This window comes from Fodinicola acaciae, from assembly GCF_010993745.1.
Classification (GTDB): domain Bacteria; phylum Actinomycetota; class Actinomycetes; order Mycobacteriales; family HKI-0501; genus Fodinicola; species Fodinicola acaciae.
Map to the genome: position 1 here is coordinate 2,085,704 of NZ_WOTN01000001.1, position 24,751 is coordinate 2,110,454.

At 68.9% G+C, this 24,751-nt stretch carries 25 protein-coding genes; 15 read left to right on the plus strand and 10 right to left on the minus strand.

Translation table 11 applies throughout. From position 1 onward, the window contains the following. The first annotated feature begins 13 nt into the window (after positions 1 to 13). Positions 14 to 1,801 carry a DEDD exonuclease domain-containing protein gene (locus tag GNX95_RS09715; protein WP_163506774.1) on the plus strand — a complete coding sequence of 596 codons (1,788 nt, stop codon included), beginning with the start codon at positions 14 to 16 and terminating at the stop codon, positions 1,799 to 1,801. A gap of 453 nt (positions 1,802 to 2,254) precedes the next feature. Beyond that, a complete protein-coding gene (locus GNX95_RS09720; protein ID WP_163506775.1) occupies positions 2,255 to 2,737 on the plus strand; it encodes an NUDIX hydrolase in 483 nt (160 codons plus the stop codon). An 8-nt stretch (positions 2,738 to 2,745) separates the two neighbouring features. Here the strand turns inward: GNX95_RS09720 and GNX95_RS09725 are convergent, their stop codons facing one another. Next, a complete protein-coding gene (locus GNX95_RS09725) occupies positions 2,746 to 3,741 on the minus strand; it encodes a GlxA family transcriptional regulator (RefSeq protein WP_163506776.1) in 996 nt (331 codons plus the stop codon). Between the two features lie 226 nt (positions 3,742 to 3,967). Between GNX95_RS09725 and GNX95_RS09730 the strand changes: the two genes are divergently transcribed. Then, positions 3,968 to 4,255: an Lrp/AsnC family transcriptional regulator gene (locus GNX95_RS09730; protein WP_163506777.1), complete on the plus strand. Its 288-nt coding sequence runs from the start codon at positions 3,968 to 3,970 to the stop codon at positions 4,253 to 4,255. Between the two features lie 160 nt (positions 4,256 to 4,415). Then, complete coding sequence (locus tag GNX95_RS09735) at positions 4,416 to 4,994, plus strand: carboxymuconolactone decarboxylase family protein (protein WP_163506778.1); 579 nt, start codon at positions 4,416 to 4,418, stop codon at positions 4,992 to 4,994. Here GNX95_RS09735 and GNX95_RS09740 read toward each other — a convergent pair. Further along, the gene (locus GNX95_RS09740; protein WP_163506779.1) at positions 4,917 to 5,867 is read right to left on the minus strand and encodes a LysR family transcriptional regulator; all 951 of its coding nucleotides are present in this window, start codon (positions 5,865 to 5,867) and stop codon (positions 4,917 to 4,919) included. The two genes, GNX95_RS09735 and GNX95_RS09740, sit on opposite strands and share 78 nt — an antisense overlap. A 73-nt stretch (positions 5,868 to 5,940) precedes the next feature. Here GNX95_RS09740 and GNX95_RS09745 point away from each other — a divergent pair, with 73 nt between their 5' ends. After that, positions 5,941 to 6,726 (plus strand): isocitrate lyase/PEP mutase family protein, encoded by a 786-nt coding sequence (locus GNX95_RS09745; RefSeq protein WP_163506780.1) that lies wholly within the window; start codon positions 5,941 to 5,943, stop codon positions 6,724 to 6,726. Between the two features lie 3 nt (positions 6,727 to 6,729). Here GNX95_RS09745 and trpD read toward each other — a convergent pair whose 3' ends face one another. Together trpD and GNX95_RS09755 are read right to left on the minus strand one after the other, a co-directional pair. Further along, positions 6,730 to 7,800, minus strand: coding sequence for an anthranilate phosphoribosyltransferase (gene trpD, locus GNX95_RS09750; RefSeq protein ID WP_163506781.1), 1,071 nt, complete (start codon positions 7,798 to 7,800; stop codon positions 6,730 to 6,732). A gap of 4 nt (positions 7,801 to 7,804) precedes the next feature. Further along, positions 7,805 to 8,224: a helix-turn-helix domain-containing protein gene (locus tag GNX95_RS09755; RefSeq protein WP_163506782.1), complete on the minus strand. Its 420-nt coding sequence runs from the start codon at positions 8,222 to 8,224 to the stop codon at positions 7,805 to 7,807. A 242-nt stretch (positions 8,225 to 8,466) separates the two neighbouring features. Here GNX95_RS09755 and ctaE point away from each other — a divergent pair, with 242 nt between their 5' ends. The 5 genes from ctaE (at position 8,467) to GNX95_RS09780 (ending at position 14,117) form a co-directional block, all read left to right on the plus strand. Further along, entirely contained in the window at positions 8,467 to 9,096 is a 630-nt protein-coding gene (ctaE, locus tag GNX95_RS09760; RefSeq protein WP_163506783.1) for an aa3-type cytochrome oxidase subunit III, read from the plus strand. Between the two features lie 91 nt (positions 9,097 to 9,187). Continuing rightward, positions 9,188 to 9,997 carry a cytochrome bc1 complex diheme cytochrome c subunit gene (qcrC, locus tag GNX95_RS09765; protein ID WP_163506784.1) on the plus strand — a complete coding sequence of 270 codons (810 nt, stop codon included), beginning with the start codon at positions 9,188 to 9,190 and terminating at the stop codon, positions 9,995 to 9,997. Continuing rightward, positions 9,994 to 11,130 (plus strand): cytochrome bc1 complex Rieske iron-sulfur subunit, encoded by a 1,137-nt coding sequence (qcrA, locus tag GNX95_RS09770; protein WP_222853483.1) that lies wholly within the window; start codon positions 9,994 to 9,996, stop codon positions 11,128 to 11,130. Before qcrC ends, qcrA begins: the two co-directional genes overlap by 4 nt. A gap of 30 nt (positions 11,131 to 11,160) precedes the next feature. After that, positions 11,161 to 12,759, plus strand: a complete 1,599-nt coding sequence (qcrB, locus tag GNX95_RS09775; RefSeq protein WP_163506785.1) for a cytochrome bc1 complex cytochrome b subunit — start codon at positions 11,161 to 11,163, stop codon at positions 12,757 to 12,759. Between the two features lie 551 nt (positions 12,760 to 13,310). Further along, entirely contained in the window at positions 13,311 to 14,117 is an 807-nt protein-coding gene (locus GNX95_RS09780) for a DUF72 domain-containing protein (protein ID WP_163506786.1), read from the plus strand. Positions 14,118 to 14,179: 62 nt separating this feature from the next. Here GNX95_RS09780 and GNX95_RS09785 read toward each other — a convergent pair whose 3' ends face one another. The 3 genes from GNX95_RS09785 to GNX95_RS09795 form a co-directional block, all read right to left on the minus strand. Beyond that, positions 14,180 to 14,599: a cytochrome c oxidase subunit 4 gene (locus GNX95_RS09785; RefSeq protein WP_163506787.1), complete on the minus strand. Its 420-nt coding sequence runs from the start codon at positions 14,597 to 14,599 to the stop codon at positions 14,180 to 14,182. Between the two features lie 27 nt (positions 14,600 to 14,626). Next, on the minus strand, positions 14,627 to 15,505 hold the full coding sequence (gene ctaC, locus GNX95_RS09790; RefSeq protein ID WP_222853484.1) for an aa3-type cytochrome oxidase subunit II: 879 nt from the start codon (positions 15,503 to 15,505) through the stop codon (positions 14,627 to 14,629). Between the two features lie 195 nt (positions 15,506 to 15,700). Continuing rightward, positions 15,701 to 16,675, minus strand: coding sequence for a carbohydrate kinase family protein (locus tag GNX95_RS09795; protein WP_163506788.1), 975 nt, complete (start codon positions 16,673 to 16,675; stop codon positions 15,701 to 15,703). Positions 16,676 to 16,984: 309 nt separating this feature from the next. Here GNX95_RS09795 and GNX95_RS42455 point away from each other — a divergent pair, with 309 nt between their 5' ends. Beyond that, complete coding sequence (locus GNX95_RS42455; protein ID WP_222853678.1) at positions 16,985 to 17,365, plus strand: Uma2 family endonuclease; 381 nt, start codon at positions 16,985 to 16,987, stop codon at positions 17,363 to 17,365. Positions 17,366 to 17,620: 255 nt separating this feature from the next. Here the strand turns inward: GNX95_RS42455 and GNX95_RS09805 are convergent, their stop codons facing one another. From GNX95_RS09805 to GNX95_RS09815, 3 genes are all read right to left on the minus strand, one after another. Next, positions 17,621 to 17,965 carry a HesB/IscA family protein gene (locus GNX95_RS09805; RefSeq protein ID WP_163506789.1) on the minus strand — a complete coding sequence of 115 codons (345 nt, stop codon included), beginning with the start codon at positions 17,963 to 17,965 and terminating at the stop codon, positions 17,621 to 17,623. Between the two features lie 156 nt (positions 17,966 to 18,121). After that, a complete protein-coding gene (locus tag GNX95_RS09810) occupies positions 18,122 to 19,243 on the minus strand; it encodes a glycerate kinase family protein (protein WP_163506790.1) in 1,122 nt (373 codons plus the stop codon). A 68-nt stretch (positions 19,244 to 19,311) separates the two neighbouring features. After that, positions 19,312 to 20,262, minus strand: a complete 951-nt coding sequence (locus tag GNX95_RS09815) for a serine protein kinase RIO (protein WP_163506791.1) — start codon at positions 20,260 to 20,262, stop codon at positions 19,312 to 19,314. A 283-nt stretch (positions 20,263 to 20,545) separates the two neighbouring features. Between GNX95_RS09815 and murA the strand changes: the two genes are divergently transcribed. The 4 genes from murA to GNX95_RS09835 all read left to right on the plus strand — a co-directional run bounded on the left by murA (position 20,546) and on the right by GNX95_RS09835 (position 24,750). Further along, complete coding sequence (murA, locus tag GNX95_RS09820; RefSeq protein WP_163506792.1) at positions 20,546 to 21,892, plus strand: UDP-N-acetylglucosamine 1-carboxyvinyltransferase; 1,347 nt, start codon at positions 20,546 to 20,548, stop codon at positions 21,890 to 21,892. An 87-nt stretch (positions 21,893 to 21,979) separates the two neighbouring features. After that, positions 21,980 to 22,576 carry a DUF3043 domain-containing protein gene (locus GNX95_RS09825; RefSeq protein WP_222853486.1) on the plus strand — a complete coding sequence of 199 codons (597 nt, stop codon included), beginning with the start codon at positions 21,980 to 21,982 and terminating at the stop codon, positions 22,574 to 22,576. A gap of 58 nt (positions 22,577 to 22,634) precedes the next feature. Then, entirely contained in the window at positions 22,635 to 24,068 is a 1,434-nt protein-coding gene (locus tag GNX95_RS09830; RefSeq protein ID WP_222853487.1) for a BTAD domain-containing putative transcriptional regulator, read from the plus strand. A gap of 118 nt (positions 24,069 to 24,186) precedes the next feature. Next, the gene (locus GNX95_RS09835) at positions 24,187 to 24,750 is read left to right on the plus strand and encodes a hypothetical protein (RefSeq protein ID WP_163506793.1); all 564 of its coding nucleotides are present in this window, start codon (positions 24,187 to 24,189) and stop codon (positions 24,748 to 24,750) included. Position 24,751: the final 1 nt, after the last annotated feature.

The following is a 24,751-nucleotide window of genomic DNA, read 5'->3' on the forward strand; positions in this document are numbered from 1 at the left end:
ACGGTCTACAGACATGTCCGCAACGGGTTCGCGCCAGACCGCGGGCCCGCGCTATGTCCAGGACACCTTCGACTCGCTCGGCGAGCCGCTGCGCGAGGTGACGTTCGTCGTCGTGGACCTGGAAACCACCGGCGGGTCGCCGGCGGACAGCCAGATCACCGAGATCGGCGCGGTGAAGGTGCGCGGCGGCGAGGTGCTGGCCGAGTTCCAGACGCTGGTCAACCCCGGTTATGAGATCCCGCCGTTCATCACCGTGCTGACCGGCATCACCAACGCGATGGTGCTGCCGGCGCCGACGATCGACACGGTGCTGCCCGCGTTCCTGGAGTTCGCCGAGGGTGCGGTGCTGGTGGCGCACAACGCGCCGTTCGACCTGGGGTTCCTGCAGGCCGCCTGCGCGGCACACGGCTATCGCTGGCCGGGGTTTCGCAAGGTCGACACGGCGGTGCTGGCGCGCCGCGTACTGACCAGGGACGAGACGCCCAACTGCAAGCTTTCCTCGCTGGCCAGGTTTTTCCGCGCCAGGACCGAGCCGTGCCACCGCGCGCTCGCCGACGCGCAGGCGACCGTCGACGTGCTGCACGGCCTGCTGGAGCGGATCGGCAACATCGGCGTGCAGACGCTCGACGAGCTGCAGACCTTCACGCAGCAGGTTTCCGAGGCACAGCGCCGCAAACGGCACCTGGCCGACTCGGTCCCGGACGGTCCCGGCGTCTACATTTTCCGCGACGCCAAGGAACGCGCGCTCTACGTCGGCACGAGCAAGCACCTGCGAGCCCGCGTCCGGCAGTATTTCGTGTCCAGCGAGCAGCGCAGCCGGATGGCCGAGATGATCACCGCCGCCGAGCGGGTCGAGGCGATCGAGTGCGCGCATTCGCTGGAGGCCGAGGTGCGCGAGCTGCGCATCATCGCGGCGCAGAAACCGCCGTACAACCGGCGGTCCAAGTTTCCGGAGCGGGTCTTCTGGCTGGTGCTCACCGACGAGCCCTATCCGCGGTTGTCGGTCACCCGCAGCCCGCGCGACGGCGACGGCTGTCTCGGCCCGTTTTCCTCGCGGCGGCAGGTCGAGGCGGCGATGACCGCGATCCAGGACGCGCTGCCGTTGCGGCAATGCACGAGAAAACTGTCCACTCGCAGGCCGTCGTCGGCCTGCGCGCTGGCCGAGATCGGAAAATGCGGCGCTCCGTGCGAGCTTCGCGAGTCGGTCGAGGATTACGCGTATCACGTCGACATCTTCCGGCTCGCGGTGGCCAGCGACCCGGGCATCATCCTGCATCGTTTGCTGCGCAGGATCGAAAAACTGCGCGGCGCGCTGCGGTTCGAGGACGCCGCCCACGCGCGTGACCGGCTGGCGTCGTTTCTGCGGGCGGTCCTGCGTACGCAACGGCTGCGCGCCTTCACGTCGGTTGCCGAGCTGGTCGTGGCGCGCGCGGATGGCAATGGTGGCTGGGAAATCTCGCTGGTACGGCACGGCCGGCTGGCCGCGGCCGGCGTCGCCGCGCGTGGCGTACCGCCGTGGCCGGTGGTCGACGCGATGCGCGCCACCGCCGAGACCGTGCTGCCCGGCATCGGTCCGGTGCCATGCGCGTCGGCCGAGGAGTCCGAGCGGATCCTGGCCTGGATCGCGCAGCCGCAAAGCAAGGTCGTGGCGATCGACGGCACGTGGGCGATGCCCGCGAGTGCCGCCGAGCGCTGGCGCGGCCTGCTCGACCGCGTCGAGGTGGCCAGCGAATCGGCCGACCCGTTCGCCGACCGTCGCCAGCTGCGACCGCTGCACCGCCCGGCACGCGCCTCCGCGTAAGCTCTGTCGTCCACGACACACGGGGGTTGGCATCAGTGACGAGCGGTTGACTGCGTAATACTTTTTTAACAAGACATCAAAACGAACATCTATTGCAGCCGAGCGATCACAGCAGCATTATCAGCCTCAACAGTCACACCCGTCACAGCCTCCAGGAGTCGCGGCGGCCTGAAAGCCTTGTTTCTTGCATCCAGCGCAAGTAACTCGACATTCATGCCACCCGCGACCCCCACAAGCCGGACATTTAGCGCTCCACATGCCTCCGGATCCCACATACTGGACCCTCACGCCACCCACCGGGACGCCACGGCACCGCCGGCGCCCCAGCCACACTCCTGGTCCACACCAACCAAACGAGACCCAATCCCAGGCAGCCCAGATCCGCGAACCCCACCCCGAAGGCGACACACCCGTGCCGCCGCTGCTGCTGGTGAGGTGACATAGCCTGGCGGTGTGCCGGGAAAACTGCTGCTGGAGACAAAGCGACAGGCGTACGCGATCTTCACCCGGCTTCCGAAGCGGCTGCGCAAGCGGGTCGTACGCGCGATCACGCCAAATTACACCGTCGGCGCGGTTGTGCTGTTGCGAGATGAGAAGGAGCGGCTGCTGATGTTGCGCCAGCCGCCGGGGCTGGGGTGGTCGTTGCCTGGCGGCCTGCTCGACCGGCGCGAGGAGGCGGTCGAGGCGGCGGCGCGGGAGCTGCGGGAGGAGACCGGCGTCCGGCTCGCGCTGGACCGCTTCACCGCGGCGACACCGGCGGCCCTGGTCAACCCGCGTACGCAGCAGGTCGACGTGGTCTTCACCGCGACCGCCGACCCCGACACAGTACTGCGGCTCGACCCCGTCGAGGTGATCGAGGCCGACTGGTATCCGCTCGACGCACTGCCACCGCTGACCCGGCCGACCGCCAACCTCCTCGCGAAGGTGACGTTCTGACAGGCGGCCTAAGAAGTCACCCTCGCGGGCCGCAGGTGCGTGCCGCTGAAGCGCGCGCGATAGTCGGCCGGCCCGATCCCGAGTACGCGCAGGAAAGCGCGTCGCATCGTCTCGGCCGATCCGAAGCCGACCCGCCGCGCGACCGCCTCGACCGGCGTCGGCCCTGACTCGAGCGCCTCGCGCGCGGCCTCGACCCGCGACCGTTCCACGAATCGTCCGGGCGTCGTGCCGGTCTCCACGACGAAGAGCCGCGTGAGGTGCCGCTCGCTCAACGCGGCACGCTCGGCCAGCCGCGGCACGGTGTGATCGGCGGCGGGATCGGCCACGATCTCGTCCAGCAGCGTACGCAGCGGCGAGTCCGGCGAAACGGCGTGCGCCAGCCGCTCGGAAAACTGTGACTGACCGCCGGGCCGTTGTACGAAGACGACCATCCACCGCGCGACCGTACGCGCCACCTCGACGCCGTGATCGGCCTCCACCAACGCCAGGGCCAGGTCCATCCCGGCGGTCACGCCGGCGGACGTGAAGACGTCGCCGTCCCGAACGAAAATCCGGTCCGGTTCGACGCGTATGGCCGGAAACTGCGACTGCAGCCGCTGGCACACCGCCCAGTGTGTCGTCGCCGCGCGGCCGTCCAGCAGGCCGGCCTGCGCGAGTACGAACGCGCCGCTGCACACCGACCCGACGCGCCGCGTGCTCGGCGCCAGCCGGTTGATCTGCGCCAGCAGCTCACCGCACCCCATCGCCTCCCGGTACGACCAGCCGCCGGCGACCAGCAGCGTGTCGATCGGACCATCGAGATCGGACAGCCGTGCGTCGGCCTGCAGCCGAAGGCCGGACTCGCCGGCGACCGGCTGCCCGTCCGGAGTCGCGATCGTCAGCTCGTAGCGCGCGCTCTTCACGGTCCGGCTCGCGCCGTTGAAGACCTCAGCCGGACCGACCACGTCCAGCAGCTGGACACCGGGATATGCGACGAGGACAACACGGCGGACCTGACTGCGCATGCGCCCATCGTGGCGAGCCTGCCGCGCCGTCCGCAATGACGGCCACCCCACGAATCCAGCCATATCGCGGTGAGTGACTGCATGGATACTTTCTGTTATAGTGAGCGTCGACAGGCGGCCGGGGCAGGCTGACGCTTCTCGATGGACGACTGCTACCCGAATGTCTGGTCATCGGCTGACCGTGGACGCGTCATACTGGTGGTGGACGCAAGAAAGGGAGCTGGCCGTGATCACCTCGATCGTCATGATTTCCTGCGACTCGAACTCGATCTCGGAGGTGGCCTACCAGATCGCCGAGCTTCCCGGTGTCAGCGAGGTCTACTCGACCACCGGCATCGTCGACCTGATCGCGATGGTCCGCGTGCGCGAGTTCGACGACGTCGAGAAGGTGATCGCCGGCGGCATCGCCAAGGTCCCTGGCGTCGTGCACACCGACACCCACATCGCCTTCCGCGCGTACTCCAAGCACGATCTGGAGGAGACGTTCTCCATCGGCTTCCCGGACGCCACCTAGATGATCTATTCCAAGGGTAGGAGTGCCGGCGTGGCGTGATGGCCAACGAAGGCGAGGATGTCCAAGATCGACGTTGCCTCGCGGCGACGCTCTACTAGTCACAACGGTGCCTGTTCTCTCGTCTCACGGGTAAAGGCCTCTGAGTGACAGGAGAGAGCAGATGGCACGCCTTCCCGCGGTGTCCCGCGCCGCCGCCGGGCCGCTGATGAAGCTCATGTACGCGTACGCCAAGCGCCAGTTCGGCGAGGTGCCGGAGCCATTCGCGGTGCTCGCACACCACCGGAAGCTGTTCACCGCGGCGGCCGTCCACGAGGGGATGGCCAACCGGGCGGCGAACGTGCTGCCCGCGGCCGTACGCGACCTCGCGGTCTACCGGGTCGCCTGGGTCGTCGGCTGCTCGTGGTGCGTCGACTTCGGCTCGATGCTGCACCGGTTGAAGGGCCTGGACGAGGCTCAGCTGCGCGAGATCGCTGACTACGCGACGTCGCCGGTCTACAACGACGACCAGCGCGCCGCGATCGCGTACGCGGACGCCATGACCTCCGACCCAACCGAGATCACCGACGAGCAGGTCGCGGACCTGGAGCGGCGCTTCGGCCGCGCCGGTCTGGTCGAGCTGACCTACGAGATCGGCCTGGAGAACATGCGTTCCCGCACCTACTCAGCCCTCGGCATCACCGCGCAGGGGTTCAACTCCGGCGACGCCTGCCGCGTCCCCTGGGCCGGCCAGAGCACGTAACTCACGCAAGAGCGTGCGCGCGGCGGTGCTCAGATAGCCGCCGGCGCGGGTCACCACCACGACCGGTGCGCTTACGTCGAGGTCGGTGACGTCGAGTACAGCCAAGGTGCCGGCGGCCAGTTCCTCGCGCATGCCGCTCAGCGGCAGCAGGGCGATGCCGAAACCGGCCTCCACCAGCCGTTTCTGTGCCGTGAGGCTGTCCACGCGGAGAATGTCCCGCTCCGCGACACCGGCCGCGTCGTAGAGCTGCCGGGCGAACCGCGCGGACACCTCCGGTCGCCCCGGCGGCTCCGGGAAGGCGATCCATCGCTCGGCCGCCAGGTCACTCAACGCGAGGCGCGCTCCGACGAGATGGTGGTCGGCAGCCGCGGCCATCAGCCTGCGTTCGCCGAAAAGCGAGTCGCAGACGAGCTCCGGCGACGCGTCGCTGCCATAGCGGAGGCCGATCGTGACATCGGCGCGGCGTACGAGATCGCTGACCTCGGAGCTGGTGGCCGTCCGCAGCCGCAGCTCGACCGCCGGATGCTCGTCGGCGAACCGCCGCAACGCCGGCGTGAGCTCGGTGCTGGCCAGCGTGCCGACCAGCGCGATCGCCAACGGACCGGAAGCCTGTGAGCGTACGGCGTGGACGGCGTCCTCCGCGTCCTTCAGGGCAGCCAACGCGGTCTCCGCGAACGGCAGCAGCGCCTGGCCAGCCTCGCTGAGGACGACACCGGCGGCCGTACGCTCGAAAAGCGCAACGCCGAGCTCTTTCTCCAGCAGGGTCAGCCGGCGGCTGACCGCCGGCTGCGAGCGGAACAGCGTCGTCGCGGCACGCGTGATGCCACCAGAGCGGTGGATCGCCACGAAGGTACGCAGCGCCTCGACATCCACTATGCATGCACCTGATGGGTCACCCCAGAAGTATGCATTAGGCAGATGGCCTGCGCGTCAATAGCGTGGCGTCATGAGCTTTCGTGACATGCACTCCGGTCCATGCTTCGTGATGCCGAACGCGTGGGACCCCGGCAGCGCGATTTTGCTGGCAGACGCCGGATTCCAGGCCCTCGCGACGACCAGCGCCGGCGTGGCCTTCGCGTCAGGTCGCGGCGACTATCTGGTCGGCGAGGCGAAGCCGCTGTCGCGGGCGGAGATGTTCGACCGCGTACGACCGATCACGGCGGCGGTCACCATCCCGGTCAACGGTGACCTGGAAGACGGCTATGGCGAGTCGCCGGAAGCAGTCGCAGAGACGGTCAGGCTGGCGATCGACGCGGGGTTGGCCGGCGCGAACATCGAGGACCAGCGCAACGGCCAGCTCTACGACGAGGAGCTGGCGGTCGAGCGGATCGCCGCGGCACATGAGGCGAGGCAGGGGACCGATTTCGCGTTGACCGCGCGTACGGACGTGTTCCAGCTGCGACCGGATCCGCTCGAGGAGGCCGCGCGCCGGCTCAACCGCTTCCACGAAGCCGGTGCCGACTGCCTGTATGCGCCGTTCTGCGACGTGTCGGCGCTCCTACCGCAGGTGTCCGGTCCGGTCAACGCTTTGCTGGGGCCGAAAGACACCATCGCCGAGCTGGCCGCCGCCGGCGTGACCCGGATCAGCACCGGCGGAGCCATCGCGCGTGCCGCACTCGGCTTCGTCCGCGATGTGGCCTGGGAACTGCGTGAGCGCGGCACCTTCACCCTCGCCGGAGCGCAGTATCCACAGCACGACCTCAACACGCTCTTCGCGAAGTACGCGCGTTAGACGTCAGGGCAGCGTGGAGACTGCGGCCCAACGGTCCAGGAGCGCGGCCGCCTTGCCGGAGTCGATCGCCTCGGCGGCCCGGCCAAGCCCGGCCGACAACGCGTCGCCGAGCGGACCGGTCACACCGTCGTACGCGGCGAGCGCCGCGGCCGCGTTGACCAGGACCGCGTCGCGTACGGGGCCGCGCTCGCCGCTGAACAGCGCACGCGCCACCTTGGCGTTGAAGAACGGATCCCCACCGCGCAAGGCCGCCGGCTCGGCTCGCGGCAGTCCGAGGTCGGCCACGTCGTACACGGCCTCGGTGACCGTGCCGCCGTTGACGACCCAGAAACGCGTCGGCGCGGTGGTGGTGACCTCGTCGAGGCCGTCCTCACCGCGTACGACCAGCGCCGACTGACCGCGGCCGGCGATCACACCGGCCACCACCGGTGCCATCTGCTGCGAGAAACAGCCGATCGCGGCGGCGCGCGGCTGTCCGGGATTGGTCAGCGGGCCGAGGAAGTTGAACACCGTCGGCACGCCGAGCTCACGCCGCGGCGCGGCGGTGTGCCGATAACCCTGGTGGAACTTGGCCGCGAAGCAGAAGCCGATGCCGACCTCGGTCAGGCAGCGGACCACCTGCTCCGGCGTCAGCTCGATCGCCACTCCGAGCGCTTCCAACAGGTCGGCCGATCCGCACGCGGAGGACGCGGCACGGTTGCCGTGCTTGACGACGCGTACGCCCGCTGCCGCCACCACCACGGCCGCCATGGTCGAGATGTTGACCGTGTTGGACCGGTCACCACCGGTCCCGACCACGTCGACCGCGTCGACCGGCCCCGGACCGAGGTCGAGCCTGGTGGCATGCTGGAGCATCGCCCTGGCCAGCCCGGAGACCTCCTCGGCGGTCTCGCCCTTGGCCCGCAGCGCGGTGGCGAAGCCGGCGATCTGCGCGCCAGTCGCCTCGCCGCCCATGATCTCTCCCATGGCCCACGCGGTGGCGTCGGCGCTCAGCGACTCGCCGCCGAGCAGCGCGTTGAGCAGCTTGGGCCAGCTGTACGTCTCGACCGCGGCACGCGTCGCCTCGGCCGTCATGACGTCAGGTCCGCGCCGGCACGGGTGCGCGGCGCAGCAGGTCGGCGACCACCGCGGCGGCTCGTACCGGATCGATCGGATGCGTGATGGTGGCCTCGGCCTGCGACCACTTCGCCAGCCACCGGTCGGCGTCGCGGGCGAGCAGCAGACAGGTCGGCGGACAGTGGTCGACCTCGTTCTTCAGCTGCCGGCTGATCCCCATGCCACCGGTCGGCTGCGCCTCGGCGTCCAGGATCAGCACGTCGGCCTTGCCCGCGTCCACGGCGTCCACCACTTCGTCACCGGTGGACGCCTCCAGCCACGCGACCTTCCCGACATCCGGCGCCGGACGGCGTCCGATCGCCATCCGCACCCGCTCGCGTACGGCGGGGTCGTCGCTGAAAACCAGGATCGTCTTGTCGGCAGGACGGCGGACTGCACTCATGCAGCGAAGCGTAAACCAAACCGCGGCGAGGCAGCGGGCTGGCTGCCGCGAAAGGTCGCGCGGACTCCCTGCGTGCACCGGGTGCACGTAGCGAGTCCGCGCGACCGTCCGGCAAAACGGACATTCGCCTGCTCGTAGAGCCGTGCCGGAAAGCTGTGCGACAAGCGTCACTCCCCAGATCAGGCACGAACTTCGACACGCAGTAGTACCCGGCGCGCGAGGGCCGTGGCGGACGGGCCATAATGCGAGGCGTGACAGCCTCCGCCGCCGTTTTCGACAAGTCTCAGGTCCACTCGCTGACCCGGCCGAACATCGTCAGCGTCGGAACGATCATCTGGCTCTCCAGTGAGCTGATGTTCTTCGCGGCTCTGTTCGCGATGTTCTTCTCCATCCGGGCCATCCATCCTGAGCTGTGGCACGAGAGCCACGAGCACCTCGAGCTGCTCTACGCGACCCCGTTCACCATCGTCCTGGTCTTGTCGTCGGTGACCTGCCAGCTCGGCGTCTTCTGCGCAGAGCGCGGCGACGTGTACGGGTTGCGCCGCTGGTACGCGATCACGCTGATCATGGGCGCGGTCTTCGTCGGTGGCCAGGTCGGCGAGTACTCGAAGCTCTACACCGAGGGCATCAACCTGTCCACCAACGGGTGGAGCTCGATGTTCTTCCTGACCACCGGTTTCCACGCGCTGCACGTGATCGGCGGTCTGGTGGCCTTCGTCTACCTGATGATCCGGTCGACCATGGGCCGCTTCACGCCGGCGCAGGCGACCGCCGCCATCGTCGTCTCGTACTACTGGCACTTCGTCGACATCGTCTGGATCGTGCTGTTCGCGATGATCTACCTGATGCCGACCAGCCTGCCGGGCACGTGACCGAGCCGGGAAGCCGCGCTGTCACACCAGCTGTCACGAAAACGTCCGCGACACCGTCAGAACTGTTGAGAGACAACCGCAAGGTGAGGCGATGATTTCCTCCTTCGCAGGCCGGGCCTACCGCCGTACGGCGGACCTGGCCAAGCGCCGCTCCGGCGCGCTGTTGCTGGTCGCGGCGCTCGCCGTGATCGGCGCCAGCTACGCGGCGTTCACGCCGAGCAGTTCGGCGGCGCCCGGTGACCAGCCTTCGGTGGCGGTACGCGAGGGCCAGCGGCTGTTCAACGAGAGCTGCATCAGCTGCCACGGCCGCAACCTGCAGGGTGTGCCCGGCCGCGGTCCGAGCCTGATCGGCGTCGGCGGCGCGGCGGTGGACTTCCAGGTCTCCTCCGGCCGGATGCCGCTCGCGGCGCAGGCCGCGCAGGCGGCCCGCAAGCCGGCCAAGTTCAACGACGCGCAGATCGCGCAGCTCGCCGCGTACGTGCAGGCCAACGGTGGCGGACCGGACGTGCCGTCCGGCCAGCTGCGCAGCGACGACAAGAGCGTCATCGCCGAAGGTGGCCAGCTGTTCCGGCTCAACTGCGCGGCCTGCCACGCGATGAGCACCAAGGGTGGCGCGCTGTCCTCGGGCAAGACCGCGCCGAACCTGGTGGACGCCACCGACCGGCAGATCTACGAGGCGATGCTGACCGGCCCGGAGAACATGCCGGTGTTCGGCAACAACCAGCTCACCCCCGACCAGAAGAAGGCCATCGTCTCGTACGTGCAGGCGCAGAAGGCCGACATGGACCAGGGTGGCTTCGGCATCGGCCGGTCCGGTCCGGTGCCCGAGGGCCTGGTCGTGTTCGTCGTCGGAATCGTCGCGCTGTTGTTCGTGGGCCTGTGGATTGCGGGGAAGTCGTGACCACTCACACTGAAGAGAACACCGAGCACACTGAGCGCTCTGAGCACACCGGTGCCGAGACGCCCGCCTACCCGATGCCGGGCAAGGAGCCGTACGTCGACACCGAGGACCCGGAGGCCGACCAGTTCGACCTGGTCCGCGAGGGTGCCCGGCGCGACGGCGTGGAGCTGGTGCACTACCGGCCGCGCTTCCCGGTGTCCGGCACCAAGGTGGAGAAGCGGATCGAGCGCACCATCGCGCTGATGTTCGGCGGCGCCGGCTTCTTCGGCCTGGCGTTCCTGGTGATCTACATCTGGTGGCCGTACGACTACCAGCTCGGTGTCAACATCGCCAAGCTCTACACACCGCTGCTCGGCGCCACGCTCGGCCTGGCGCTGTTCTGCGTCGGAGCGGCGGTCATCACCTTCGCCAAGAAGCTGCTGCCCGAGGAGCTCGCCGTCCAGGACCGCCACGACGGCGCCTCCCCCGACGACGAGCGCCGGTTGACCGGCGCGACGCTGCTGAAGACCTTCGAGGACACCGGCATCAAGCGCCGGCCGCTGCTCAAGGTGGCGATCGCCGCCGGTGCCGCGCCACTCGGCATCGCGGCCGCCGCGCCGCTGGTCGGAGCGCTGATCACCAACCCGCACGACGCGCCGACCACCACGGCGTGGAAGCGCGGCATCCGGCTGGTCCGCGACGACGGCAGTCCGATCCGGCCGTCCGACCTGCACGCCGGCGGCATCGAGACGGTCTTTCCCGGCATCCCCGGCGGCAACACCAACAAGTACGCCGACTCGCCGGTGCTGCTGATCCACCTGCGGCCGGAGGACGCCGACCGGGTGCAGAAGCCGGTGAACAACTGGAAGTTCGCCGAGGGCCGCTACCAGAACTACTTCGCGTACTCGAAGATCTGCACGCACGCCGGCTGCCCGGCCAGCCTGTACGAACAGCAGACCCAGCGCCTGCTCTGCCCCTGCCACCAGAGCCAGTTCGACGTGCTCGACTGGTGCAAGCCGGTCTTCGGTCCGGCCACCCGGCGGCTGCCCCAGCTCCCCATCATGGTCGATTCTGAGGGATACTTCGCGGCACAGAGCGACTTCCGCGTGCCGATCGGACCGGCTCTCTGGGAGCACCCCGATGACGAAAAATAACCGCGCGCACTCGTACTGGGGGCACTAGTCATGGTCTCGCTACTGCCGAAGATCAAACCGGCGGAGATCCCGGAGAAGAGCGCCGGCTGGGTGGACGACCGGTTCGCCGCGGCCAGCCCGGTCCGCAAGCTGATGAACAAGGTCTTCCCGGACCACTGGTCGTTCATGCTGGGTGAGATCGCGCTCTACTCGTTCATCATCCTGCTGCTGTCCGGAACGTTCCTGGCGCTGTACTTCGAGCCGTCGCCGCTCGAGGTCAAGTACATGGGGTCCTACACCCCGCTGTTCGGCATCGACATGTCGCGCGCGTACGAGACGACGATCAACCTGTCGTTCGACGTACGCGGTGGCCTGATCATGCGGCAGATCCACCACTGGGCCGCACTGCTGTTCATGGCCGCGATGGTCGTGCACATGCTGCGGGTGTTCTTCACCGGCGCGTTCCGCCGGCCGCGCGAGATCAACTGGGTGGTCGGCGCGCTGCTGTTCATCCTCGGTTTCTTCGAGGGCTTCGCCGGCTACTCGCTGCCGGACGACGCGATCTCGGGCACCGGCCTGCGGGTGATGAGCGCGATCATGCAGTCGACGCCGGTGATCGGCACGTGGCTGACCTTCTCGGTGTTCGGCGGTGAGTATCCGGGGACCGAGATCCTCCCCCGGCTCTACATCGCGCACGTGCTGCTGCTGCCCGGCCTGATCCTCGGCCTCATCGCGGCGCACATGGGCCTGCTGGTGAAACAGAAGCACACGCAGTATCCAGGGCCGGGACGCACCGAGAAGAACGTGGTCGGCGTACGGATGGTGCCCAACTTCTCGGCCAAGGCCGGCGGCTTCTTCATGATCGTCTTCGGCGTCATCGCGGCGCTGGGCGGCATCTTCCAGATCAACCCGGTGTGGCTGTTCGGCCCGTACAAGGCCTCGGTGGTCTCCGCCGGCACCACGCCGGACTGGTACGTGGCCTGGAGCGACGGCTCGATGCGGATCTTCCCGCCGTGGGAGATCTACCTCGGCCCGTTCACCATCCCGCCGATGTTCTGGGCCTCGGCGGCGCTGATGGGCCTGGTCTTCGGGATGCTGATCATGTATCCGTTCCTGGAGGCCAAGTTCACCAAGGACACCGCCCATCACAACCTGCTCCAGCGGCCGCGTGACGCGCCGACGCGTACGGCCCTCGGCGCCATGGCGATCACCTTCATCGCCGTGCTGCTGATGTCCGGCGGCAACGACATCATCGCGGAGAAGTTCGACATCTCGCTCAACGCGATGACCTGGATCGGCCGGATCGGCGTGCTGATCGCGCCGGCGGTGGCGTACTACGTCACCTACCGGCTGTGCCTCGGCGCCCAGCAGGCCGACCGTACGGTGCTGGCGCACGGCATCGAGACCGGCATCATCCGGCGGCTGCCCAACGGCAAGTTCATCGAGATCCACCAGCCGCTCGGCCCGGTCGACGAGCACGGGCACAGCCACCTGGAATACCGCGGCTGGGCGGTGCCGAAGAAGATGAACCGGGTCGGCGCGCTCGGCCACGCGGTGAAGGGCTTCTTCGTACCGCTGGAGAAGCCGAGCGAGACCCCGGTCTCCCCGGCCCCGACGGAGCAGCGCGAGCTGACCCACACGGACGACTGACACCGTCGCAGTGCCTCCCCGGCCCCGCTCCGCACGTCGGAGCGGGGCCGCTTGGTTTGGGTCGCATGGCCACCATGCGTGCGTCCAACGCACGCATGGTGGCCATGCGTGCACTCGAATTCCAATGAAGTAATTCTAGGAATACGACGGAATGTCCGGTAATCTCCGAATTGTTGCGACGACCGGGAGACCTTTCGAAAAGACCCGACGTTCGTGACGGCACGGCACTGGATGAGCCAGCGGGCACCGGCACACCCTCCGGGTTGGCTCGTCCTCCAGCCCCGGTCCACGACGACGTGGTCGGCGGGAGCGATCAGGAGCGTCCGCTATGACGCCGGCGAGCCGAGACCGAGCGGCTCACGTAAGGGGGTAGCGAGGGCTACGCCGGCGCATCGACCAGCCCGCAACCGGCTACGTGTATTGGGGCCAGCCGGTTGTGGCGACGGTCGGCCGACGCGATCATCACGCCACGCCGAGGCCGGATGGCCAGCGATCGATACGCCCTTGCGACCGCTTGTCACCGGCCTCGGTGGCGTCCACAGTTGCCAGTGATGATCCGCATCGGTACGTCCGGCTGGCGCTATCCACCCTGGCGCGGCACCTTCTATCCGCCTGGACTCCCCCAGCGACGCGAGCTGGAGTACCTCTCCGGGCTGGTCGACTCTGTCGAGATCAACGGCTCGTTCTACTCGCTGCAGCGGCCGTCCAGCTATCAGGCCTGGCGCCGCGAGGTGCCAAGCGGCTTCGTCTTCGCCGTCAAAGGCGGCCGCTACATCACCCACATGCACAAGCTCGCCGGCGTACAGACGGCGTTGGCCAACTTCTTCGCCTCCGGTCCGCTCGCGCTCGGCGACACTCTCGGCCCGTTCCTCTGGCAGCTGCCGCCGGTGCTCCGCTTCGACCCGGACCGGCTCGCCGGCTTCTTCGAGCAGCTGCCGCGTACGACCACCGAGGCGGCCGCTCTGGCCGCCGGTCACGACGAGAAGCTGGCCGGCCGGGTCTGGCTGACCACCGAGGCGGACCGGCCGCTCAGACACGCTCTGGAGGTGCGGCACGCGAGCTTCGACCAGCCGGAGGCTGTGGAGCTGCTGCGGCACTACGGGATCGCGTTGGTGGTCGCCGACACCGCCGGCACGTTTCCGTATCTGGAGCACGTGACGGCCGACTTCGTCTACGTGCGGCTGCATGGCGACCGGGAGCTCTACGTGAGCGGCTATTCGGCCGCGGCGCTGGACGGCTGGGCCGAGAAGATCCGCGGTTGGAGCGCTGCCGGCCTCGACACTTACGTCTATTTCGACAACGACGCGAAAGTGCACGCCCCGGCCGACGCGATCGCGCTGGCCGACCGGCTGACATGACGACGGCCCGCCGGCGTGCTGCCGGCGGGCCGTGGCCTACGAAGGGCCGTGCGTACGAAGGTTCAGTGCTCGCCGCGAGTGCCGACGTAGTATTCGAAAACCAGTCCGCCGGTGGCCAGCAGGATCGCCACGCCGCCGATGATCAGCAGCCAGACCGCCCAGAACACCACGCCGATGCCAGCCAGCGCCGCGGCCGCGGCCAGGATGAACGGCCAGTAGCTGCCCGGCGAGAAGAAGCCGAGGTCACCGGCGCCGTCGCTCACGTCGGCGTTGGGCCGGTCCTCCGGCCTGGCGTCGATCCGCCGCGCGACGAAGGCGAAGTACTGGCCGACCATGCCACACAGGCAGCCGGTCAGGATCAGCGCCACGACGCCGACCCACTCGGTGTGCTCGACCGTGTTGGTGGTCCACAACCCGTAGACGAGCGCCGCCAAGAAACAGAACAGCGCCAAGCCGTTGAAGACCCTCGACTCAATGCGCATCGCTGCGATCCTCCTGTTGTGGCCGGCTCAGCTGGCCGACGTGTCGCGGCGGTCGGTGTTGAACGGATGCGTGGTGACCGCGTACCGCATCGCCTTGCCCTGCAGCTTCTCCAACGCGTCGGGGTTGGACAAGCCCTGTTTGCGCAGCGTCAGGTACTGCTGGTAGAGCTCCGGGCTCACCGCGCGGACCTCGAAGTTCATGTTGGAGTGGTAGGTGCCGCACAGCTCGGCGCAGCGGCCGACGAAGTTGCCGGTCTTGGTGATGGTCACCTGGAACGAGTTCGGGTGACCGGGCAGCACGTCGCGCTTGAACAGGAACTCCGGCACCCAGAAGGAGTGGATCACGTCCTCGGAGGTCTCGACGAACCGTACGGTCTTGCCGGTCGGCAGCACCAGGACCGGGATCTGGTCGGAGGAGCCGACCGTCTGCACCTGCTGGCCGTCGACGCCGGTCTGGCCGTTGTAGCCGAACCGCCAGTTCCACTTGAACGCGACGACCGAGATGGTCACGTCCGGGTTGGCGTCCTGCTTGTCCACGTCGGTCTCCACGACCGCCGTGTAGTAGAAGAGGACGACCACGACCAGCAGCGGCGCGATCGTGTAGAGGATCTCGATCGGCAGGTTGAGCTTGGTCTGCACCGGGATCTCCGGGTCACCGGCGCGCCGCCGGTAGGCGATGACGGCCCAGAAGATCAGGCCCCACACCAGCACGCCGACCAGCAGCGCCGCGATCGTGGAACCGACCCAGAGCTGGAGCATCCATTGCGACTGCACGGTCACTCCGGCCGGCCATCCGAACCGTAGCGCCTGGTCCCGGTCACAGCCGGCCAGTGCCAGCGCCAGCAATCCCAGCGTGGCCAGGGCCAGCACCGCACGACCGGGCCGAACCCGCTTCTGCCTTGCCACCCGACAGGTCCTCCCGCTCAAGCCAGTCACCCAAGCGGCGTGGTCTACACGCCGTAGAACGAGCAACCGAAGACTATCCGACCTGGTTCTCCACCGCCGTACCGGGTGGCTCGACGCGCCGCCGTTTGTGACCCGTACGACCGCAGGGCCTCTGCACGTGCGTCCCGCGCACGTGCAGAGGCCCTGCGGCTGGTCCTACGCCAGGTGCTCGGCGACCTCGGACGCCGCGGTGTCGCCGTACGCCTCGCCGAGCCGCTTGACGAACTCGGCGCGGTCCACCACGTACTCCTGCGGGCCGTCGGTCTCGATGACCAGCGTGGCCAGCATGCTGCCGACCTGCGCGGCCCGCTCCAGCGACAGGCCCCAGGACAGGCCGGCGAAGAAGCCGGCGCGGAAGCCGTCGCCGACGCCGGTGGGGTCGACCTTGCGTACCTCCCGCGCGATCGGCACGTGTACGCGCTCGACGTCGCGGCCGGTGATCTCGACACCGCGCTCGCCGAGCGTCGTGACCCGGATGCCGACATGGTCGAGTACGTCCGACTCCGACCAGCCGGTTTTCTGCTCGAACAGGTTCTTCTCGTAGTCGTTGGTCAGCAGGTACGCGGCGCCTTCGGCCAGCTCGCGCAGCTGCTCTCCGTCCATCAGCGCGATCTGCTGCGAGAAGTCGGCGGCCCGCGGGATGCCGGCCTCCTTGCACTCGCGCGTGTTGCGCAGCATCCCCTCCGGGTCGTGGGCGCCGATCATCACCAGGTCGACGCCGTCGAGCCGGTCGACCGTCGGCTGCAGCGAGATGTTGCGGCCCTCGGCCATCGCGCCGGTGTAGAACGACGCGATCTGCGCCATGTCGTCGTCGGTCGTGCAGTTGAACCGCGCGGTGTGCAGGTTTTCGAAAACCTGCACGGATTCGCAGTCGACGCCGTGCTTGGTCAGCCAGGCCCGGTAGTCGTCGAAGTCCGGACCCACCGCGCCGAGCAGGATCGGCCGCTCCCCCAGCACCCCCATACCGAAGGCGATGTTGGCCGCCACCCCACCACGGCGGATGACCAACCGGTCGACCAGGAAGGACAGCGAGACCTGGTGCAGTTGGTCGGGCAGCAACTGCTCGGCGAACCGACCCTTGAAATGCATCAGGTGGTCGGTGGCGATGGATCCGGTGACGACGATCTTCATTACCCAGCCTCGGTGGGGCTCACGCCCCGGTCGGGAACACGGACTCACGACCCTAACCCGCAGCAACCAGTCCCGGGGACTGACGGTCCACGAGAGAATTTTCATCCCCGGCTCGTACGATCCGCCAGTCCGCTCGGGACAAACTCTCCACCTTTCAGACCGGAACGACGGCATTTGGCCGCAGCTCCGGCGAAGGTTCCGCCGGACCCATCCGTACGGTCAAGACATGTCAGGATTTCGGGTGATCTCGCGACCGGCCCCGCCGGTACGCTGGTGTGCAGGAGGAGGTCGGCCGTGTCAGCATTGCCCGTGTCCCTCGATGACTTCGACCCGCTGGTCGAGCTGGCCGGCATGTGGACGGCCGAGTTCGCCGATCGTTACTTGCCCATCGATGGCGCACACCCGGCGCGCTATGAGGCGATCAACGGGAGGCTTGTCATGAGCCCCCGGGAGGGCAGCGCCAACAGCTGGGCAGCGAAGCGGTTGGCGATCGGCCTGGACGCGGCCGCAACCGCCGCCGGCCATGCGCTTTACCCTGCGCTCAACGTGATTTTCACTCCGGACACGTGGATCGGGCCCGACTTGGTCGTGCTGCGGCAGCCAGTGTCGAGGATGACGTGGGTGCCAGCCGAGCACGTCCTCATGCGATCGAGTTCGTCTCGCCGTCGTCTCGGCGCCGCGACCGCATAGACAAGCCTGCCCTCGCCGCGGGTGCCGGCATCCCCTTCTATCTCGTCGTTGAGGTGTCCGACCGGCTGCCCGGCGCGGATGCTCACCTCTACGAGCTTCGTGACGGCAACTACCGGCCAATCGCGAATGCGTCCGCCGGCTCGACTCTGGCGAGCGACCGGCCGTTTCCAATCTCCTTCGATCCCGCTGATCTCTTGGAGCCGCAAACGTGAGGGGCCCGACCGTGGTGGCCGAGCCCCTCGCGTATTGCGATGTCTAGTGGAACGAGTCGCCGCAGGCGCAGGAGCCGGTGGCGTTGGGGTTGTCGATCGTGAACCCCTGCTTCTCGATGGTGTCGACGAAGTCGATGGTGGCGCCGCCGAGATACGGCTTGCTCATCCGGTCGACGACGACCTCGACGCCACCGAAGTCCTCGACGAAGTCGCCGTCCAGCGAGCGCTCGTCGAAGAACAGCTGATAGCGCAGACCGGAGCAGCCGCCTGGCTGCACGGCGATCCGCAGCCGCAGGTCGTCGCGGCCCTCCTGCTCCAGCAGCGCCTTCACCTTGGCGGCGGCGCCGTCGGTCAGGACGACGGACGTTTCGGTGGTCGGAGTGGTCACGTTTGCTCCCGTAGAAGTCGGCCCCAGTGCTCTATCCACCAGGCAACAACCGCTGTGCTCGCGCTGTTCCCAGCGATTCCATCCTCCCACAGGCGATCGGATTTGCCAGGGCCCACCGGCCGCATCCGGCACGTACGTTCAGCCCAGTGGCCGATCTCACCGCCGGGACCACTCACGCGCAACCCGCTCGGCCAGCCGCTCCAGGCCGTCCGCGCCGGCGGCGATGGCCGCGTCGACGGAGCCGAGCTCATCCGCCACGGCGTAGGTGGCTTCGATCCCGGCGGCAGCGGCCTCGCGGCGACCGACCGAGACCTGGCCGGCCACGACCAGGCACGGCAACGCTCGTTCGGCGGCTCCGGCGGCGACACCGGCGGCCACTTTTCCGCGCAGCGACTGGAAGTCGAAGGAGCCCTCGCCGGTCACCACGAGATCTGCCGCGTCCAGCCCCGCATCCAGGCCGATCAGCGAGCGTACGAGCGTGATCCCCGACTCGCGCCGCGCGCCAAGTGCCAACAGACCGGCGCCGAGGCCGCCAGCCGCACCGGCACCTGGCAGCTCGGCGATGCCCGGCGGACAACCCGGCAGGTCACGTTCGAGCACCTCGGCCCAGCGCGCCAAGGCGGCGTCGAGGAGGAGCACGTCCTCCCTGCTGGCGCCTTTCTGCGGACCGAACACCGCGGAGGCGCCGTGCAGGCCGGTGAGCGGACTGTCGACATCACTGGCGATCACCAACTCCGCGCCGCGCAACGCCGGCACGCCTTCCAGCCGGTCGCATTGCGCCAGCGCGGCCCCGCCGTACGGCAACGCACTGCCGCCGACATCCAGCGGAACGGCTCCGAGGGCGGCCAGCATCCCGGCGCCGCCGTCGTTCGTCGCCGACCCGCCGAGGCCGACCACGACGCGGCGCGCGCCGGACTCGACGGCCGCGGCGAGGAGCAGCCCCACCCCGTACGAGGTGGTGCGCTTGGGGTCGCGCTCGTCTTTGGCCAGGTGATGCAGGCCAGTGGCGTCGGCGCTCTCGACGTACGCGTCGTCCCCGACCCGCAGCACGCTGCCGGTCGTGTCGCGGCCCAGCGGATCCGGGATCGCGACCTTCACGTACTCGCCGCCGAGCGCGGTGTTGAGCACGTCCAGGAAGCCGGGGCCGCCGTCGGACAGCGGCCGCAGGACGATCTCGTCGCCAGGCGCCGCCCGCCGCCATCCCGCCGCCACCGCCTCGGCGGCCTGGCGAGCGGTCATGGTGCCACCGAAGGAGTCAGGAGCCACGAGTACGCGCACGCGGCCATCCTGCCTTACCCACGAATTGCATACAATCTTCAGTCTCGCCGTCGGCTGGTCGGACCAGTTCAGGTGAGGTGGGCTTCGGACCTGAGGAGGTCCAGGACCGCCTCCGGGTCGGCGGCGGTCAGACCGCGAGCGGCGAACCACTCGCAGACGTTGACCACGTCGCGGTGCAGGAACTCGACACCCTGCGGGTTGCCGACGATGTCGACGGCCTGCGGAAGGTCGATCATGACCAGCCGCTCACCGTCTACCAGCAGGTTGTACGCGGACAGGTCGCCGTGTGTCAGGCCCATCCTGGCCATCAGCGACATCGCGTCCAGCAGCTGGTCCCACAGCGTACGCAGCAACGCACCGGATGGTCGCACCTGCGCAAGCCGGGGCGCCGCCTCGCCGGATGGTGAGCCGATGAACTCCTGCAGCACCTCGGTGTAGTCCAGCGACACCGGATACGGCACCGCCAGGCCGGCCTTCCACAGGGAGCCGAGCACGCCGAACTCGGCTCCGGCCCACTGGCCGGCGATCAGCTCGCGACCGTACGCGGTCCGCCGGGCCATCGCGCGGCTCTGCCGCGACTCCTTGACGCGGCGGCCTTCCAGATAGCCGGCGTCACGGCGGAAGGACCGGTGTTCGGCCGTACGGTAGCGCTTGGCGGCCAGCAGGCACGACCGCCCGCCGGGCACTTCGCGCCGGATCAGGAAGACGTCGGCCTCCTTGCCGGTCTTCAGGACGCCGAGCTCGTGGTCGACCGCGCCCAGGTCGGTGACCAGCCAGTCCGGCCACGGCTTGGGCCCATGGCTGGCGCCGTCCCACGTCGACCAGCGGTCGCCTTCCGGCGGACCGTCCGGGTCGGCGTCCTCTTCCTCCTCCGCGACCGCGTCCTCGAAGCCGGCGGGAGGCTCGACGCGCGTACGCCGGCCGGCGGGTGCAACCGGCGGATCGTCATAGGCGTCGTAGTAGTCATAGAGATCGTCGTCACTGTCACGTGACGCGTCATAGCGAAACGGGACTCGCACTGGAGAAAAACTCCTCGGGTGGCGGCACCCGAGGAAACGTCCAGCTCAGGGACGCACGGATGCCGGGAGGTGGATGGCTGCGGACACGCGGGATCGCACAAAGACGGCCATCTGACACACCTCCTCCGAGTCGTCACCGAACAACGGCCAATGCACACGATGACGTAGCGGAAAATCCGTGTCAACCGAATTACCCGGCGGGCCGGTCCATGGAGAAGGGGCGGGCACTGGCTAACCTGAGACAGCTCCGGCCCAACGAGGTCCAGACGTAGAGAGGAGCACGATGGACAACGATGTCCTGATCGTGCATGGTGGCGTGCCGCTGCGCGGCGAGGTCCGCGTCCCCGGCGCGAAAAACCTCGTCCCCAAGGCGATGGTGGCGGCGTTGCTCGGTGAGTCGCCGAGCCGGCTGCGCAACATCCCCGCGGTGCGCGACGTGGAGATCGTCACCGGCCTGCTCGCGCTGCACGGCGTGGACGTACGCCCTGGCGACACCGGCAGTGAGCTGGTCCTGGACCCCGGCCGGGTGGAGCGCGCCAGCGTCGACGAGATCAACGTGCACGCCGGCTCCAGCCGCATCCCGATCCTGTTCTGCGGCCCGCTGCTGCACCGGCTCGGTCACGCGTTCATCCCCGACCTCGGCGGCTGCAACATCGGCGGCCGGCCCATCGACTTCCATCTTGAGGCGCTGCGGCAGTTCGGCGCGACCGTCGACAAGGACCCGGAGGGCCTGCACATCTCGGCGCCGGACGGCCTGCACGGTACGAAGCTGCAGCTGCCCTATCCGAGCGTCGGCGCCACCGAGCAGGTCCTGCTCACGGCCGTACGCGCGCATGGTGTCACCGAGCTGCGCAACGCGGCCATCGAGCCGGAGATCATCGACCTGATCGCCGTCCTGCAGAAGATGGGTGCGCTGATCAGCGTGCTCACCGACCGGACGATCCGGATCACCGGCGTGGAGCGGCTCTACGGCTACGACCACACCGCGCTGCCGGACCGGCTCGAGGCGGCGAGCTGGGGTTGCGCTGCGCTCGCGACCCGCGGCGACGTGTACGTGCGCGGCGCGCGCCAGTCCGACATGATGACGTTCCTCAACGTCTTCCGTACGGTCGGCGGCGAGTTCGAGATCGACGACTCCCCCAGCGGCGGCATCCGGTTCTGGCACCCCGGCGGCGACCTCAAGCCGATCGCGCTGGAGACCGACGTGCATCCCGGCTTCCAGACCGACTGGCAGCAGCCGCTGGTGGTCGCGCTGACCCAGGCCTCCGGCCTGTCGATCGTCCACGAGACCGTGTACGAGAACCGGCTCGGCTTCACCGACGCGCTGGTCAGCATGGGCGCGCACATCCAGCTCTACCGCGAGTGCCTCGGTGGCACGCCGTGCCGCTTCGGCCAGCGCAACTTCACCCACTCCGCGGTGATCAGCGGCCCGGCCAAGCTGCACGCCGCCGACCTGGTCATCCCCGACCTGCGCGGCGGCTTCTCGCACCTGATCGCCGCGCTGGCGGCCGAAGGCACCTCGCATGTCTACGGCGTCGACCTGATCGACCGCGGCTACTCCGACTTCGACACCAAACTGGCCGCTCTCGGCGCTCGCGCGGAGCGAAGCACCGACGCCAGCGCCGCGTAGGACGCGAAACGGCTAGGCTGAGAGGCATCCCCACACCGCGGATGCCGCTCAGCGCCTCCGCGTACACCTGAAGGAACGCTGCCGACCGTGGAACTGAAGTCGCTTTTCCGCCGTAAGTCCGAGCCCGAACCCGAGCCCGAACCGGTGGTGGTCACCAAACCGGGCGGCAAGGGACGGCCGACGCCGAAGCGCAGGGACGCGCAGGCCCGCCGCCGGATGGTCGAGCCGCCGCCGGCCAACCGCAAGGAGGCCGCGGCGCGGATGCGCGAGCGGCAGCGGGTCGAGCGTGCCGAGGCCCGCGAGGGCATGATGCGCGGCGACGACAAATACCTGCTGCCGCGCGACAAGGGCCCGGTCCGCCGGCTGGTACGCGACATCGTCGACTCGCGGCGCACCGTCGGCACCTTCTTCCTCGGCGGCACGCTGGTGGTCTTCCTGGCCGCTCAGCCGGGCCTGCCGGCGCAGGTGCGGTTCTTCGCCAACATCCTGTGGGCCGTGCTGCTGCTGGCGCTGCTCACCGACTCGGTGCTGCTCTCCTTCAAGATCAAGAAGCTGGTCAGGGAACGGTTCCCGAAGAACACCGAGCGGATGATGTCGCTCTATCTCTACGGAGCGATGCGGGCGACCGTGTTCCGCCGGATGCGCGCTCCTCGCGCGGCCGTCAACATCGGCGACAAGGTCTGACCCACCGGTAAACTCCTCGTCCTGGCATGGGGGACCATGGGGAAACGGGGAGAACGTGGTGGCTGGTGAGCCGCTCATCCGGTTCGAGATCCTGGGACCGCTGCGCGCGTGGCACGGTGACCAGGAGCTGGTGCTCGGACCGGCCAAACAACGCGCGGTGCTGGCCGCGTTGCTGGTCAACGCCAACAAGCCGGTCTCGACCAGCCAGATCGTCGACGCGGTGTGGGACGACGAGCCGCCGCACAACGGCGCCAACGTCGTGCAGAAGTACGTCGCCGGCCTGCGCCGCGTGCTCGAGCCCGGCCGCGCACCGCGCTCACCTGGACAGCTGTTGACGCGTACGCCGGCCGGCTATCTGCTGCGGGTCGCGCCGGGCAGCCTGGACGCCGACGTGTTCACCGGCCTGGCCGGCGGTCCGGCCGAGACCGGCCAGCTGACCGCCGCCGCGCGGCTGTGGCAGGGCGAGCCGCTCGCCGGGCTGACCGGTCCGCTGTTCGACGGCGCTCGCCACCGGCTGGCGGAGGTGCGCGCCGGCGTACTGGAGAAGCTCGCCGAGCTGGAGCTGGCGGCCGGACGGCACCGGACGGCCGTGCCGGATCTGGTGCGGCTGGTGGCCGACTATCCGCTCCGCGAACGTCCGCGTGAGCTGCTGATGCTCGCGTTGTCCCGGTCCGGCCGGCAGCCGGAAGCGCTGGCCGCCTATCGCGACTACCACGCGCATCTGGCCGCCGAGCTGGGGATCGAACCAGGCGTACGCGTCCAGGAGCTGCACCAGCGCATCCTGCGCGCCGAACCGGAGACACCTGACGAGCCGGAAGTCGGGCCAAACGCCGATCCACCGGTCGCGCGGCCGGTGCTGACGGCGACCGACCGCGACGCCGATCTGCCGGACTCGGCGCGTTGGGGTGCCAAGCTGCTCGCGATCGCGGTGCCGGTGATGAGCTTCGGGCTGGCGACCTGGGCGGTGGTCGGCGCGCTGGCCGCCTGGCGGTTCACCCGCGGCCGCGGCGGCCTGCCGGCCAACCTGGCGGCCGCGGCCGGCTATCTCGTGCTGGCCTGTGCCATCGTCCCGGGCCTGGCCATGTTCACCGGCAACCAGTTGTTGGCCTGGGTCGCCGGCGATCTCACGGTGATCCAGATCGGCGGCGCCGTACACGCGGCGCTGCTCGTGGACGCGCCACCGCGCGACGCTCAGTCGGCGGTCTCGACGGCGATCCGGATCGCCGCCTTCGTCGCGCCGCTGGCGACGCTCGGCTTCGGCAACTGGGTCGTGCCCCTCTACTACGCCGTACGGCGGCGCAGTCGCGCGCTCTGGTTGACCGCGGCCGGCCTGATGGCGGTGAGCGCCAACACTCTCGTCGCGCTCGCGCTCTCGGACACCGACGTGTGGCCAGCCTGGTCGGTGGTGTCGCAGGTGGTGCTGTCGGCGGTCGTGGCCACTGCCGGCGCGGTGTTCGATCCGGCCGGCCATCGCCGCCCGGATACGCGCTGACCCGCACAAACACCGCCTGCCGCTGGACGGCAGTGAAACGGCAGTCAACCGGCAGCGGGGTCAGGGACGCTGCTGCGAGCGCCGCAACGGAGCGCGTACCAGAAAGGCACGTAAGCAGATGTCCTACCCCGACTCGGGTTCGATGACGATCCCGGCCGACCCGCCGCAGGAGCGCAAGACCGCCGGCCTGTCGATCACCGCGCTGGTCCTCGGTGTTCTCGGCTTCCTGGTGATCACCATCCCGATCAGCATCATCATCGGCATCGTCGCGATGGTGAAGAAGACCCAGAAGCTGAAGGTGCTCGCGGTCATCGGCATCGTGCTGTCGATCCTGTGGATAGTCGCGTACGGCGCGATCATCGCCGGTGGCGTCAACCTGTTCAACAACAAGATCGCCAACGCCGACGTGAAGGTCGGCGACTGCATCGGCCAGGACAAGGACACCGGCCTGGTCACCAAGGTCACCTGCGGACAAGGTGACGTGGGGAAGGTCTACGCTATCCCGGTGCTGCCGGAAGGCGACTTCCCCGGCAGCACGCAGGTGCAGAAGGCGGCTGAAAAGGCCTGCCTGTCGGCCAGCGGCAAGCCGGCCGACGAGAGCACGATCAGCTACGTCTCGCCGAGCGAGGCGCTGTGGAAGCTCGGCCACCGCGAGGTCTTCTGCGCGGCGAAGACCAAGTAGG